Source organism: Pseudomonas sp. E1BtOHC1, from assembly GCF_058744285.1.
Map to the genome: position 1 here is coordinate 6,943,086 of NZ_CP196023.1, position 12,688 is coordinate 6,955,773.

A 12,688-nucleotide genomic window follows, 5' to 3' on the forward strand; every position below is an offset into this window, starting at 1 on the left:
GTCGTCTCAGCGGCGGCGCTGCTGCCAGGCCGCCGCCAGTCCGCTGAAGCAGATCACGGCGATGCCCAACTGGGTGATCAGCGGCGGCGTATGGCCGAACAGCAGCCAGCCCAGCAGCCCGGCAAAGACGATCTGGCAGTAACCAAAGGGCGCCAACAGGGCCGGCGCCGCATGGCGAAAGGCCTGGGTCAGGAACAGGTGGGCACTCATGCCGCAAGCCCCCAGCGCCAGCATCAACAGGCCATGGACCAAGCCCGGGGTCTGCCAGAAGAACGGCACCAGCGCGCTCATTACCAGGGTGTTGCACAGCCCGGCGAAGAAGTTGCTAGTGGTGGGGCTGTCATGTTCGGCGAGCTTGCGGGTCAACAGTTGATAGAAACAGAAGAACAGCGCCGAGCAGAACGGCAGCAACACCGCCGGCGTGAAAAGCTCGCCCCCCGGATGCACGATGATCAGCACCCCGATGAAACCGCAGATCACCGCCAGCCATTGGCCGCGCGTCACCTGCTCGCCCAGCAAGGGCACCGACAACGCGGTGACCAGCACCGGCGCCAGGAAGTTGACCGCCGTGGCCTCGGCCAGGGGGATGAACAGCAGCGCCGAGGTGAACAGCAGGCTGGTGCTCAACAGGCACAAGGCCCGGGCCAACTGCAGTAGCGGGCGCTTGCTGCGCAGCACGCGCAAGCCCGATTGCGGCAGGAAGATCCCGGCCATCAGCAAGGTATGGATCAGGTAACGGGCCCAGACCACCATGATCACTGGGAAGAACCCCGAGAGGTATTTGGACAGGGCATCGTGGCTGGCGAACAGAAAGGTCGCCAAGACGATCAGCAGGATGCCCTTGAAGGGGTGATTGGTCCCGGAAAGGGGCGTGCTGAGAGTCATGGGCATTCCTTGGGGGTGATTGAAGACACAGCTTCGCCGGCAAGCCGGCTCCCAGCGGATATTTGTAGGAGCCGGCTTGCCGGCGAAAAGGCCAGCGCCGCTTCAGATCCGAGCCAGCAACTCCCGGGTTCTATCCAGTGCCATCTGCGCTCGCTGCAAGGCACTCACACCCTGCTCCAGCAACTGCACCGTGGGAATTTCCAGACTCAGGGGCAGGTTCTCCGGCAGGCACCTGAGCAGCCCCGCCAGATCACAATCGCCCTCCCCCGGAAAGCGCCGCTCGTTACGGGCCTGGCGCAGGATCTCTTGCATATCGGCAGGACAGGGCCCGGCGACATCGCACAACTGTGCATAACGCAGGCGCGCCGGATCAACCTTGGCCAGGTCCTCCAGGCGCGATCCCGAGCGATCGAAGTGGAAGGCATCCACCAGCACACAGCCATTGTCACAGCCGGCGTTTTCCACCACCCGCACCGCCTGTTCCAGGTTGCGCGCATCGGTCCAGGGCATGAACTCCAGATGGGGATGCAGTCCGTACTGCTGCGCCAGATCGCACAAGGCGGCAAAGTTGTCGGTCATGCGCGCCTCATCGGGATCATTGCCCGCCACCAGTAATTCGCTGGCGGCAAACTCGGCGCCCACCGCCAGCACCGCCTCGAAGTCGCTGATCCGGGTCTGCGGCTTGAGCCGCAAGATCTCCACATCCAGCACCCGAACGCCGGTATCGCGCAGGCGATCCCGGGTTTGCCGGCGCAAGCCGGCATCGGCCACCAGCGGGAAATGATGTTCCTCCGGGGTCGCCGGCACCAGCCGCAAGCCCACATGGCTGTAGCCGGCACGGGCCGCCACTTCCACCATCTCGGGCGGAGACAGCTCCAGCACGGTCAGGCTGGCCAGGGAAAAAATCCGCTCACTCATCAGTCGTTCACTCAATGGGGGTTGGGGTGCAGGCGCGACCCGTGGCGGCGGCCTGGCGAATCGCTTCGATCAGGGCCAGGGTTCGCGCAGCATCGGCGGCGCTGACCAGGGGCGCGACTTCGCCCCGGGCGACCTTGACGAAATGCTGCAGTTGCAAGCGCAGCGCCTCATCCGGCACGAAGCTTTCCTGCTGCATCAACAAGGGCTGGTGCCAACCGGCGCCCGCCTCGGCGTAGTGCCAGCGCTTGAGCTGGGGAATGCTCAAGGCCCCCTGAGTGCCGGCCAGCAGGTAACAAGGCTGATCGGCCTGGCGCGGATACACCGGGTTCTCCCCGGAATCCAGCTCCCAGCTCCAGGGTGCGGCCACCGCATCGGACCCGGTGAGGCTGCCCAGGGCGCCATTGTCGAATTGCAGTAGCACCGCCGCACAATCCTCATTGGCGTAGCCACGCACGTGATTGCTGGTGATGGCCTGCACCTGCTGCACTTCTCCGCACAGGTGACGCAGCAGATCGAGGTCGTGAATCAGGTTGGTCAGCAACATGCCGGCGCCGGGCTCTCGGCGCCAGGGCACATCGAAGTAACTCTCGGGCTTGTGCAACTGCCAGAGCGCGGTGACTGTGGTCAGCCGGCCCAGGGCGCCGCTATGTACCAGTTCATGGGCACGGGCGATCAGCGGGTTGTGTCGTCGATGGTGCCCCACCAGCACCGGCACGCCGCTAGTGCGCGACGCCGCCACCAGCTCGCGCACTTCATCCAGATGCACGCCCACGGGTTTTTCCAGCAGCACCGGGACACCCGCCGCCAGACAATCCAGGGCAGTACTGACATGAAGGTTATTGGGGTTGGCGACGATCACGGCATCCGGGCGTACTTCCTTGAGCAAGGTCCGGTGATCGCTGAAATGCGGCACCTGCCATTGCCCGGCGATGACTTGCGCCTGGGGCCCGGGATCGGCCACGGCGCACAGACTGGCCTCGGCCAGAGTCTTGAGATGTTGATAGTGCTGCTGCCCCATATTGCCGACGCCGATCAGGGCAATGCGCAGTGGCGGGTTCAATGGCGAATCCTCTTGTGATTGTTATCAGGACGCTGACATTCAATTATTTAGAACTCAGTTCCAATTTCACACAAGAGCGATAAAAAATACTGTCCGATTACCGAACAGCTTTGTAAGGATTCGCGCAAACCCTGCGCCTTCATGCTCCGTCCGTAGCCGTCAGGGCAAGCAACGGCTACGGGCAGAGCGCGTGGCGTCAGTTGAACAGTTCGGAAGCCTGGCTGGCGGCCGACAGCTCTTGGGCAAATTGCAGCAGCAATGGCGCCAGTTCATGCAGCCGCGCCAGGGGCAGGCGCGCGCTGGGGCCGGCGACGCTGAGCACGCCCACGACCCGGCCATCGATGGGATGGCGCACCACTGCGGCAATCGCCGAGGTGCCTACCGCCGAGCTTTCCTCGACCCAGGCGTAGCCCTGCTCGCGGGCCAGACGCAGGCGCTCCAGCAACTCGATGTTCGAGCGCGGTGCATTGGGCCCCAGGTCCGCCGGGGCCTCCACACTCTGGCGTTCCACCAGGGACAACGCCTCGGCGTCACTCAGAGTGGCCAACCAGGCATGCCCGGAAGCGGTGTAGAACAGCGGCGCCTCGCGGCCCATGTCCGGGTCGTAACGCAGCCCGGAACGGGCGCCTTGGGACTTGGCGATCCAGGTCTGGCGCTCGCCTTCGATCACCCCCAGGCGTACCAGCTCGCCGGACTCCTGGGCCAGGCGATCGAGTACCGGCTGGACGATGTCCGCGCCGCTGGCCGACAGGTAACGAAAGCCCATGGCCACCAACCGGGTGGACAGCTGGTAGCGCAGGTTGTCCGGGTTCTGCCGTACATAGCCCAGGCGAATCAGCTCAGCCAACAGGCGATGGGTTGCACTTTTGGGGATCTCCAGCTGCTCCGCCAGGCTCTGCAACGGCAGGCCGCGGGGATCACCGGTAAGACGTTCGAGAACGCTGAAGACGCGTTCGATTTGACTGCCAGCCATGGTCGGGTCCCGACAAAATTTGGCCGATTCTAGTGACAACGGGCCGGTTGGGGAACTGCAGGGCGTGGTTCGATTACCGCCCGGAATCGACGAAAGCGGGCTTTGCACCCGGCACAACGCCTTGTGCGCAGGTTAGCCGAGCTCGTATATTTTTTGGAATCACTTTCCATAAACACAATGGCCGCGACGGGCCTCCACACTCGATTCGCCGGGCATTTTCTGAGCCGCTGCGCTGTCCAAACCCCAGCGACCCTCTTCAACCCCCACCGCCGCGGCGAGTTCTTTTATCCACAGGGAGATTGCCCATGCCTCACTCCGTAGATTGCCCAGTCCTGCCCCACAGCGGCCTGCACATGCCCAAGCTTGGCCTCGGCACTTGGCCGATGCTCGATGACGAATGCACCCGCGCCGTGGAACAGGCCCTGGACCTGGGTTACCGGCACATCGATACCGCCCAGGCCTACAACAACGAAGACGCCGTGGGCCAGGCCCTGATCAACACTGGGGTGCCCCGGGAGCAGATCCACGTCACCACCAAGGTCTGGTGGGATCAACTGCGCCCCGACGCCATGCGCCACTCCCTGGAGCGCAGCCTCAAAGCCCTGCGTTGCGACTATGTGGACCTGTTTCATATCCACTGGCCCACCAGCGACTGGGAACTGGAACGCAGCATCGAAACCCTGGTGTCGTTCAAGGAACAGGGACTGGTGAAGCACATTGGCGTGGCCAATTTCCCCCTGGCGCTGCTGCGTCGGGTGATCGAAGGGCTGGGCGCACCGCTGTCGGCGATCCAGGTGGAATACCACGTGCTGCTGGGGCAAAGCGGCCTGCTGGACTATGCCCGCAGTCGCGACATGGTGCTGACCGCCTATACGCCGCTGGCACGCAACAAGGTGTCCGAGGTGGCCGAGATCCGGCAGATCGCCGCCAAGCACGGCGTGCTACCGACCCAGGTGGCGCTCAAGTGGTTGCTGGATCAGGACAATGTCGCGGCCATTCCCAAAGCCAGCAGTCGGGCCAACCAATTGGCCAACCTGGAGTCCCTCAGGTTGCAACTGGACGACGAAGACCGGGCGCTGATCGCCGGCCTGCCCAAGGATCAGCGTCAGGTCAGCCCGGACTTCGCCCCGGTCTGGGATCATTTCGATCATTGACCCAGCGCGGCCATGCGTGACCCACAACGGATGCCATGCATGGCCTCAGGCTTTTTTCAGAAGTCGAAGAACACCGTCTCGCCTTCACCCTGGATGCGAATGTCGAAGCGATAGGCGCGCTGGCCATTCACCTCGCAAGGATGGGCCAGCAGGGTTTCCCGACGTTGCGGCTGCTCAATCAGGTTCAACACCGGACACTGGGCGTTGGCCTCCGGCTCGTCGGCGAAGTACAGCCGGGTATGCAGGTGGATATTGATCCCCCGGGCAAACAGCGACAGGTTGATGTGCGGCGCCATGGGCACGCCGGCGGCGTTGTTCACCACCCCGGGCTTGACGGTATTGAGGGTCCACTCCCCGGCATCGAAGGTGGTGGCGGTGCGGCCAAAGCAGTTGAAGGGTTTTTCCGTATCGAACACCGGGTCGTAGACCCCGGCAGAATCGGCCTGCCAGAACTCCAGGAAGGAATCGCGCACCAGGTGGCCATTGCCATCGTAGACGTGGCCGATCAACAGGATCTGCTCGCCCGGTGCATCGGGCTTGGCCATCTGGTTCCAGATCTCCTCGGGACGGGTGGGGTTTCCCGCCGCCGCCAGGGCCAGGCCGATATGCACATAGGGGCCGGCCGTTTGCGAGGGGGTTTCAGGCAGCAATTGAACAGGCATGGCAGGCTCCTCAGCAGTTCTCGAAGTGGGTCTTGCGCTGGCCGCGCAGCACGATGTCGAAGCGGTAGGCCAGGCAATCCATGGGATTGGCACTGCCCATGTCCAAGCGCGCGATCAGGCTCTGCACCGCCTCCGGGTTGGCAATGGACTTGACGATCGGGCACAGCGGAATCAACGGATCGCCTTCAAAGTACAGCTGGGTGATCAGCCGAGTGGCAATCGACGGGCCGCTGATGGAGAAGTGGATATGCGCCGGGCGCCAGTCGTTGGGACCGTTGCGCCATGGGTAAGGCCCCGGCTTGATGGTGCGGAAGCTGTAGTAGCCGTCACGGTCGGTGAGGGCTCGGCCGACGCCGCCGAAGTTCGGGTCCAGGGGCGCCAGGTAGCGGTCGTTCTTGTGCCGGTAGCGACCACCGGCGTTGGCCTGCCACATCTCCACCAGGGTGTGGGGGATCGGCTTGCCGTATTGATCGCAGACTCGCCCGGAAACGATGATCCGCTCACCTACCGGCAAGCCGCCGTGGTTGAAGTTGAGCAAAAGGTCGTTATCGAAACGCCCGGTGCGCAGGTGGGAAAAGTCCGGGCCGCTGGTTTCACTGGCCGATTGTGGAATGCTCACCAGTGCCTGGCGCGGCGAGCGGGCGACGGAGGTCTTGTAGTCGGGGGTCAGGGCCTTGGGGTGCCAATTACGGTCGCGAATCACGAAGCGACTGCTGTCTGCATCAGACATGTCGATCTCCTGTTGTTTGATTTATGGAGCGCAGCCGACGCAGTTTCAAACAAATCAGGAGGGTGGAAAATTGAAAAGCCACCACTCAACCATAACCAAATAGTTATGGATAACTGCCCTCGCGATAGGCCAGCCCCACTTCTCTGAGCACCTCCACCGCCCACTGCGCCGCCAGAGACAGCGGCAGGCTGGCATTACTGGAGATCCCTACCGAACCGCCCGGCTCGCGCAGGCCCAGGTCCAGCTCCTGCAACTCGCCATTGGCCAGATCCAGGCGCACCGCATCCAGCGGCGCGATCCACAGTGCATCGCTGGACAGGGTGTAGCGCCGGCTCAGGGCCACCGACAGGGTTTCCAGGCGTTGTTGCGACTGGGCGATACCACACTGAATGAACAGGCTGTCGGCGTGCTTGCGGATACTGGTGCCGCCCAGAGGCAGTACCAGCGGATAGGCGCTGACCGCGTCGCGGTCCAGGGGCCCGGTCGCCAGTGGATGCTCGGGACGGGCCACCAGGGTCATGGATTCGCTGTACAGGTGCTCGAAGCTCAGGCCCTGGATCTCTGGGCTCTCGGTCATGCGCCCCACCACCAGGTCCAGATCGCCGACCCGCAACTGCGAGAGCAGGTAGGCGCTGGGCCCGGTCACCACGCTGACCGTCAATGCCGAATGCCGCTGGTGCAGGCGCCGCATCACCTCCGGCAACAGCAGGCTTTCCACGGTGGACAACACGCCGATACGCACCAGCCCGGCAGCGTATTCGCCGCCGCGCAAACTGCTGACGCCTTCGCGCAGGGCCTGCACCGAAGGCCCGGCATAACGCAGGAAGGCTCGCCCGGCTTCGGTCAGGCTGAGCCCGGCCTTGCTCCTGACAAACAGCCGGGTTTCCAGCAGTTCCTCCAGTTCCTTGAGGGTTTTCGACATTGCCGGCTGGCTCACCGACAGTACGTCGGCGGCCCGAGCCAGGCTGCCTTGGCGGGCCATTTCAAGAAAACACACCAAGTGACGGAATTTGATGCGGGTATCGATGTTCAATAGGGAGCCCCGAATGCGCCTGGAGCGGAGAGATCCGCAGTCGGGCCATGGTAGCGTGCGCAAAAATCCCTGACGACCGGACTGGCGCCGGTTCAAGCCAGCAGCAACACTGACCAGCAGAAAAAACGAGGACTCCCCCATGCTTTGGAAAAAAGGCCGGCGTAGCGACAACGTCGTGGATGCGCGAGATGACAGCAGTGGCGGCGGCGGTGGCGGCCTGCGTTTTGGCGGTGGCAAGGGGCTGAGCCTGACGGCGATCATCCTGATCGTCGGTATCGGCTGGGCCACCGGCCAGGACCCGTTGCAGATCCTCGGCCAGCTGGTGGGCCAGAGCGGCCAGACGTCGGCCCCGGCCACCACCCAGGCGCGCAAGAATCCACCGGCCAATGACGAGCAGGCGGAGTTCGTCCGCGCCATCCTTGGCGACACCGAAGACACCTGGGGCCAGATCTTCCAGCAGGCCGGCCGCCAGTATCAGGCGCCCAAGCTGATTCTGTTCCGTGGCCGGGTCAACTCCGCCTGCGGCGCCGCCACCTCTGCCAGCGGCCCTTTCTATTGCCCTGCCGATCAGCAGGTGTACTTGGACATGGACTTCTTCCGCGAGATGGCCCAGCGCTTTTCCGCTGCCGGCGACTTCGCCCAGGCCTACGTGATTGCCCACGAAGTCGGGCACCACGTCCAGACCCTGCTGGGGGTCTCGGCGAAAATGCAGGCCGCACGTCAGCAAGGCCGGCAAATGGAAGGTGATGGCGGTCTTCTGGTGCGCCAGGAACTGCAGGCCGACTGTCTGGCCGGAGTCTGGGCCTACCATGCGCAGAAGCGCCTGAACTGGCTGGAGCCCGGTGATGTGGAAGAAGCACTGAACGCCGCCAATGCCATTGGTGATGACCGTCTGCAGCAACAGGGCCAGGGCCGGGTCGTACCGGACTCCTTCACCCACGGCACTTCGGCGCAACGGGTGCGCTGGTTCAAGACCGGCTTCAACCAGGGCCAGGTTGGCCAGTGCGACACCTTCGCCGCCAAGAGCCTGTAGATGGGCCGACTGCTGGCGACTTTGCTGTGCCTGGGCTGCCTGTGCGCCCAGGCCGCGGAACACGGGGTCAAGGTCATCAGCCCTGAACGCCTGCCCCTGGAGGGCGGGCAACTGGCCCTGGGTCTGAGCCTGGATTGGCGTCAGCCACTGCCCGGCGTACAGCGCGCGCTGATCATCGTTCACGGTCGGCTGCGCAATGCCCAGACTTACCTGAAGAGCGGCGAAAGTGCGGCAGGACAGGCCGGGCAAAGCGCCGCAACCCTAGTGATCGCCCCCCAGTTTCTCAACCAGAGCGATATCGCCCGCCATCAGCTACCGGACGTGCTACTGCGCTGGAAAGGTAATGACTGGATGGCCGGCGAGCCCGCTACCGGTCCCGTTGCCATCAGCTCCTATGCGGTGCTGGATGCCATCCTCCAGCGTCTGCAGGACCGCCAGTTCTTTCCTGCACTCAAGAAAGTAGTGATTGCCGGCCACTCCGGCGGCGCCCAAGTGGTGCAACGCTATGCCCTGACCACCGGCAACCATCCGGAGCTGAAAAAAGCCGGGATCGCCCTGCGCTACGTGATCGCCAATCCGTCGTCCTACGCCTACTTCGATGCAACGCGCCCGGTGGCTTTCGAGCCGGCCAGTTGCCCAGGTTTCAATGACTGGAAATACGGCCTGCAGCACCTGCCGGCCTATGCGCTCGGCAAATCTGCGGCGCAGCTGGAACAGGGCTATGTGCAGCGCAACATCACCTACCTGCTGGGCCAGCAGGACATAGACCCCAACCACCCGGCCCTGGACAAGAGCTGCGCGGCCGAGACCCAGGGTGCCCACCGGCTGATTCGCGGGCACAACTACTTCGACTACCTGATGCGGCGTCATCCACAAGGCTTGCCACAACGGCTGGTGGAAGTGCCCGGGGTCGGGCATGACGGCGACCGGATGTTCACCTCGCCCGCGGGGCAGGCGGCGCTGTTCCAGTAGGAGCCGGCTTGCCGGTGAAGGCCCTCAGGCCGACAGCAGCTCGCGCAACTGTGCGCAATCGCGCGCATGCCAGTCGGTCAGCTCCGGCCAGGGGTTGTCCGGCAGGTTCACCAGCACCGTGCGCGTCCCCGCTGCCCGCCCACAGTCCAGGTCGAAGCGGTAATCACCGACCATGACCATGCGCTGCGGCGCCACATCCCAGGCCTCGGCCAGTTTCAGCAAACCACCGGGATGGGGTTTGGGCGGGGCCTCGTCGCGCCCCAGCACATCCGCCTCGGCAAAGCAGTCCGCCAAGCCGATGGCCTCCAGGGTCACGTGAGCCAGCTCCCGGGCATTGCGCGTGAGGATGCCCAGGCGATAACCGCGCCCGGCCAATTCCCGCACCAGTTCCACCGCACCCGGCGCCGGGCGCGAACCCAGGGCCAGGTCGCGCTCGTGCTCCAGCAGCCAGGCGTGCTTGGCCGCGGATTCAGCCGCCGGCAAGGCCGCCAGGTGAGTAAGGATGTCGTCCTCCGGAGGAATCGACAGCGCCTGGCGGATCGCCGCGAAATCATGCACGGCGATGGTCAGGGTGCCGTCCATGTCGAACACCCAATGTTCTATGTCTGAAAGACTCATGCCCAATCCTTGCGATGACGGATCAACCCTTCCTGAGTCACCGAGGCTACCAGTTGACCGGCACGGTTGAACACGCTGCCCCGGGAGAAACCACGGGAGTTACCGGCCCAGGGGCTGTCCATGGCGTACAGCAGCCAGTCGTCGGCCCGCAGGTCGGCATGGAACCACAGGGCGTGATCGAGGCTGGCCACCTGCATGTCCTTCTGCCATACCGACTTGCCGTGGGGCAGCATCGAGGTGGTCAGCAGGCCGAAGTCCGAGGCGTAGGCCAGCAGGTACTTGTGCAGCGCCGGGCTGTCCGCCAGGGCGCCGTCGGCGCGAAACCAGACGTACTTCACCGGGTCCATGGGCTGCGGGTTGTAGGGGTCCTTCTCGGTTACCGGGCGCACTTCGATGGGCTTGGGGCACAGCAGTTTCTCGCGCATATGCTCGGGAATCAGGTGCGCACGCTGGGTGGTGATTTCCAGTTCCGACGGCAGGTTCTCCGGACCGATCACCTGGGGCATGCTGTTCTGGTGCTCGAAGCCTTCTTCGTCGTACTGGAAGGAAGCACTGCAGGTGAAGATCGGGTTGCCCTTCTGAATCGCCGTCACCCGACGGGTGCTGAAACTGCCGCCATCACGCACCCGATCCACCTGGTAGACCACTGGCAAGGCGGCGTCCCCCGGACGCAGGAAATAACCGTGCATGGAGTGCACGTGGCGCGCCTCCTCGACTGTCTGGCTGGCTGCGGACAACGACTGGCCAAGCACCTGGCCGCCAAACAGTTGGCGAAAACCGAGGTCCTGGCTGCGACCGCGAAACAGGTTTTCTTCAATGGCTTCCAGGGTCAACAGATCGACCAGATCATCCAGCACATGACTCATTCAGACTCTCCTCACACAGGGCAACACCGCGCAATCTCGGCTGCGGCGGTGATATCAATTGGGGCCAGGTATCTCATCGGCACATTCTAAACGTGCGCGCCTGCTATCCATGCAAGGTTTCCAGCCATTGTTCGCGGGTAATGCGGTACAGCACATGCTCGCGCAGCGGGTGATCGCCGGCGAGGTTCGGATGTTCGAAGTCGTCCTCGACAGCGTGATGCATGCCAATGGCTTGCATGACCTTCTGCGACGGCAGATTGGCCCGGGTGGTAAAGGCCACTACCTCGTCCAGGGCCAGGCGGTCGAAGCCGCAACGCAAGGCAGTCCAGGCCGCCTCGCTGGCATAACCCAGGCCCCAGTGCTCGCGAGCCAGGCGCCAGGCGATTTCCACTGCCGGGGTGAACGACGCCTCGAAACCGACGACGCCCAGGCCGGTAAAACCGATGAACGCACCAGTGTCCTTACGCTCCAGGGCCCAGACCCCGAAGCCGTGCTCGGCAAAATGCCCGCGTATCCGCCCGATCAGCGCGGCACTTTCCAGACGACTCAAGGGCGCGGGAAAGTAGCGCATCACCTGTGGATCGGCACACATTGCCGCAAATGCCGGCAAATCGTCGTCGCGCCATTGGCGCAGCAACAGGCGCGCGCTCTCGAGTTGCAATATCGGCTCCATCGGTGCCCTCCGTTTTCATGGGTGCAAGTCTACATCGCTGGTAGGATCCTTCACGGGTTCCTCTAAGAAAATGCCATGTCATTGCCACTGATCTATCACGACGATTACAGCCCCGAGTTCCCGGCGGAGCACCGCTTCCCCATGGACAAGTTCCGCCTGCTGCGCGATCACCTGGTGGACAGTGGCCTGACCCGGGACGCCGACCTGCTGCGCCCACAACTGTGCCCCGCGGAGGTCCTGGCCCTGGCCCACGATCCTGGCTATATCGAACGCTACATGAGTGGCGAGTTGTCCCGGGAAGACCAGCGGCGCCTCGGGCTGCCCTGGAGCGAAGCCCTGGCCCGGCGCACGGTACGCGCCGTCGGCGGCTCCTTGCTGGCCGCCGAACAGGCACTGAAGCATGGCCTGGCGTGCCATCTGGCGGGCGGCACCCACCACGCCCACTACGACTATCCGGCGGGGTTCTGCATCTTCAACGACCTGGCGGTGATCAGCCATTACCTGCTGGAAAGCGGGCGCGTGGGACGGGTATTGATCTTCGACTGTGATGTGCATCAGGGCGATGGCACCGCACGGATCCTGCAACATACTTGCGATGCGGTGACCGTCTCGTTGCACTGTGAAAAGAACTTCCCCGCACGCAAGGCCCAGAGCGACTGGGACATCCCGCTGCCCATGGGCATGGGCGACGCCGACTACCTCAACGTGGTGGACGATACCCTCAACTACCTGCTGCCCCTGTATCAGCCTGATCTGGTGCTCTACGACGCCGGGGTCGACGTGCACCAGGACGATGCCCTGGGCTACCTCAAGCTCACCGATGCCGGCCTGGCCGAGCGTGACGAGCGGGTCATGCGCCATTGCCTGGGCCGGGATATCCCCGTGGTCGGCGTGATCGGCGGTGGCTACAGCAAGGATCGTCAGGCCCTGGCCCGTCGCCACGGCATCCTCCACCACAGCGCACAACGAGTCTGGGAGTCGTCAGGCTGCTACTGAGCCCTTGCGCCCTTACCCACATCCGCTGTGGAGCCGCTTGTGGATAACCTGGGAGAAAGCCTCTACAGCCCTTGCTCCACGCGGCCTCAAGGCTATCGTCTGTTTTTTGATCAAT

General features: G+C 63.9%; 14 protein-coding genes. 4 read left to right on the forward strand and 10 right to left on the reverse strand.

The genetic code is table 11. The annotated features are described in order from the left end of the window. Positions 1-6 precede the first annotated feature (6 nt). The 4 genes from ACSSVC_RS31455 to ACSSVC_RS31470 form a co-directional block, all read right to left on the reverse strand. On the reverse strand, positions 7-885 hold the full coding sequence (locus ACSSVC_RS31455) for a DMT family transporter (protein ID WP_346635946.1): 879 nt from the start codon (positions 883-885) through the stop codon (positions 7-9). 102 nt (positions 886-987) lie between these two features. Then, complete coding sequence (locus tag ACSSVC_RS31460) at positions 988-1,803, reverse strand: sugar phosphate isomerase/epimerase family protein (RefSeq protein ID WP_346635945.1); 816 nt, start codon at positions 1,801-1,803, stop codon at positions 988-990. A gap of 7 nt (positions 1,804-1,810) precedes the next feature. Beyond that, positions 1,811-2,863 (reverse strand): Gfo/Idh/MocA family protein, encoded by a 1,053-nt coding sequence (locus ACSSVC_RS31465; RefSeq protein WP_346635944.1) that lies wholly within the window; start codon positions 2,861-2,863, stop codon positions 1,811-1,813. Between the two features lie 196 nt (positions 2,864-3,059). Beyond that, positions 3,060-3,836 (reverse strand): IclR family transcriptional regulator, encoded by a 777-nt coding sequence (locus tag ACSSVC_RS31470; protein ID WP_492611857.1) that lies wholly within the window; start codon positions 3,834-3,836, stop codon positions 3,060-3,062. A 305-nt stretch (positions 3,837-4,141) separates the two neighbouring features. Here ACSSVC_RS31470 and ACSSVC_RS31475 point away from each other — a divergent pair, with 305 nt between their 5' ends. Beyond that, positions 4,142-4,990, forward strand: a complete 849-nt coding sequence (locus ACSSVC_RS31475; RefSeq protein ID WP_346635942.1) for an aldo/keto reductase — start codon at positions 4,142-4,144, stop codon at positions 4,988-4,990. Positions 4,991-5,046: 56 nt separating this feature from the next. Here ACSSVC_RS31475 and pcaG read toward each other — a convergent pair whose 3' ends face one another. The 3 genes from pcaG to pcaQ all read right to left on the reverse strand — a co-directional run bounded on the left by pcaG (position 5,047) and on the right by pcaQ (position 7,415). Further along, positions 5,047-5,652 (reverse strand): protocatechuate 3,4-dioxygenase subunit alpha, encoded by a 606-nt coding sequence (gene pcaG / locus ACSSVC_RS31480; protein ID WP_346635941.1) that lies wholly within the window; start codon positions 5,650-5,652, stop codon positions 5,047-5,049. A 10-nt stretch (positions 5,653-5,662) separates the two neighbouring features. After that, positions 5,663-6,382, reverse strand: coding sequence for a protocatechuate 3,4-dioxygenase subunit beta (gene pcaH, locus ACSSVC_RS31485; RefSeq protein WP_404937725.1), 720 nt, complete (start codon positions 6,380-6,382; stop codon positions 5,663-5,665). Positions 6,383-6,485: 103 nt separating this feature from the next. After that, positions 6,486-7,415, reverse strand: coding sequence for a pca operon transcription factor PcaQ (pcaQ, locus tag ACSSVC_RS31490; protein ID WP_346635939.1), 930 nt, complete (start codon positions 7,413-7,415; stop codon positions 6,486-6,488). Positions 7,416-7,554: 139 nt separating this feature from the next. Here pcaQ and ypfJ point away from each other — a divergent pair, with 139 nt between their 5' ends. Both ypfJ and ACSSVC_RS31500 read left to right on the forward strand, forming a co-directional pair. Next, positions 7,555-8,448: a KPN_02809 family neutral zinc metallopeptidase gene (gene ypfJ, locus ACSSVC_RS31495; RefSeq protein WP_346635938.1), complete on the forward strand. Its 894-nt coding sequence runs from the start codon at positions 7,555-7,557 to the stop codon at positions 8,446-8,448. Next, positions 8,449-9,420, forward strand: a complete 972-nt coding sequence (locus ACSSVC_RS31500; RefSeq protein WP_492611858.1) for an alpha/beta hydrolase — start codon at positions 8,449-8,451, stop codon at positions 9,418-9,420. It abuts the gene before it with no gap. A gap of 24 nt (positions 9,421-9,444) precedes the next feature. Here ACSSVC_RS31500 and ACSSVC_RS31505 read toward each other — a convergent pair whose 3' ends face one another. The 3 genes from ACSSVC_RS31505 to ACSSVC_RS31515 all read right to left on the reverse strand — a co-directional run bounded on the left by ACSSVC_RS31505 (position 9,445) and on the right by ACSSVC_RS31515 (position 11,577). Beyond that, positions 9,445-10,038, reverse strand: a complete 594-nt coding sequence (locus tag ACSSVC_RS31505; protein WP_346635936.1) for an HAD family hydrolase — start codon at positions 10,036-10,038, stop codon at positions 9,445-9,447. After that, positions 10,035-10,904 (reverse strand): acyl-CoA thioesterase II, encoded by an 870-nt coding sequence (gene tesB, locus ACSSVC_RS31510; RefSeq protein ID WP_492611859.1) that lies wholly within the window; start codon positions 10,902-10,904, stop codon positions 10,035-10,037. The genes ACSSVC_RS31505 and tesB overlap by 4 nt, the downstream gene beginning before the upstream one ends. Positions 10,905-11,007: 103 nt before the next feature. Continuing rightward, on the reverse strand, positions 11,008-11,577 hold the full coding sequence (locus ACSSVC_RS31515; protein WP_346635935.1) for a GNAT family N-acetyltransferase: 570 nt from the start codon (positions 11,575-11,577) through the stop codon (positions 11,008-11,010). Between the two features lie 75 nt (positions 11,578-11,652). Between ACSSVC_RS31515 and ACSSVC_RS31520 the strand changes: the two genes are divergently transcribed. Continuing rightward, the gene (locus ACSSVC_RS31520) at positions 11,653-12,573 is read left to right on the forward strand and encodes a histone deacetylase family protein (RefSeq protein WP_346635934.1); all 921 of its coding nucleotides are present in this window, start codon (positions 11,653-11,655) and stop codon (positions 12,571-12,573) included. The last annotated feature ends 115 nt before the right edge of the window (positions 12,574-12,688 follow it).

Excerpts from the sequence above, each read along its gene's own strand:
- pcaG (WP_346635941.1), bottom strand. The coding sequence starts at position 5,652 with ATGCCTGTTCAATTGCTGCCTGAAACCCCCTCGCAAACGGCCGGCCCC.
- pcaH (WP_404937725.1), bottom strand. The coding sequence starts at position 6,382 with ATGTCTGATGCAGACAGCAGTCGCTTCGTGATTCGCGACCGTAATTGG.
- ACSSVC_RS31470 (WP_492611857.1), bottom strand. The coding sequence starts at position 3,836 with ATGGCTGGCAGTCAAATCGAACGCGTCTTCAGCGTTCTCGAACGTCTT.
- ACSSVC_RS31515 (WP_346635935.1), bottom strand. The coding sequence starts at position 11,577 with ATGGAGCCGATATTGCAACTCGAGAGCGCGCGCCTGTTGCTGCGCCAA.
- tesB (WP_492611859.1), bottom strand. The coding sequence starts at position 10,904 with ATGAGTCATGTGCTGGATGATCTGGTCGATCTGTTGACCCTGGAAGCC.
- ACSSVC_RS31475 (WP_346635942.1), top strand. The coding sequence starts at position 4,142 with ATGCCTCACTCCGTAGATTGCCCAGTCCTGCCCCACAGCGGCCTGCAC.
- ACSSVC_RS31455 (WP_346635946.1), bottom strand. The coding sequence starts at position 885 with ATGACTCTCAGCACGCCCCTTTCCGGGACCAATCACCCCTTCAAGGGC.
- ypfJ (WP_346635938.1), top strand. The coding sequence starts at position 7,555 with ATGCTTTGGAAAAAAGGCCGGCGTAGCGACAACGTCGTGGATGCGCGA.
- ACSSVC_RS31520 (WP_346635934.1), top strand. The coding sequence starts at position 11,653 with ATGTCATTGCCACTGATCTATCACGACGATTACAGCCCCGAGTTCCCG.
- ACSSVC_RS31505 (WP_346635936.1), bottom strand. The coding sequence starts at position 10,038 with ATGAGTCTTTCAGACATAGAACATTGGGTGTTCGACATGGACGGCACC.
- ACSSVC_RS31500 (WP_492611858.1), top strand. The coding sequence starts at position 8,449 with ATGGGCCGACTGCTGGCGACTTTGCTGTGCCTGGGCTGCCTGTGCGCC.
- ACSSVC_RS31460 (WP_346635945.1), bottom strand. The coding sequence starts at position 1,803 with ATGAGTGAGCGGATTTTTTCCCTGGCCAGCCTGACCGTGCTGGAGCTG.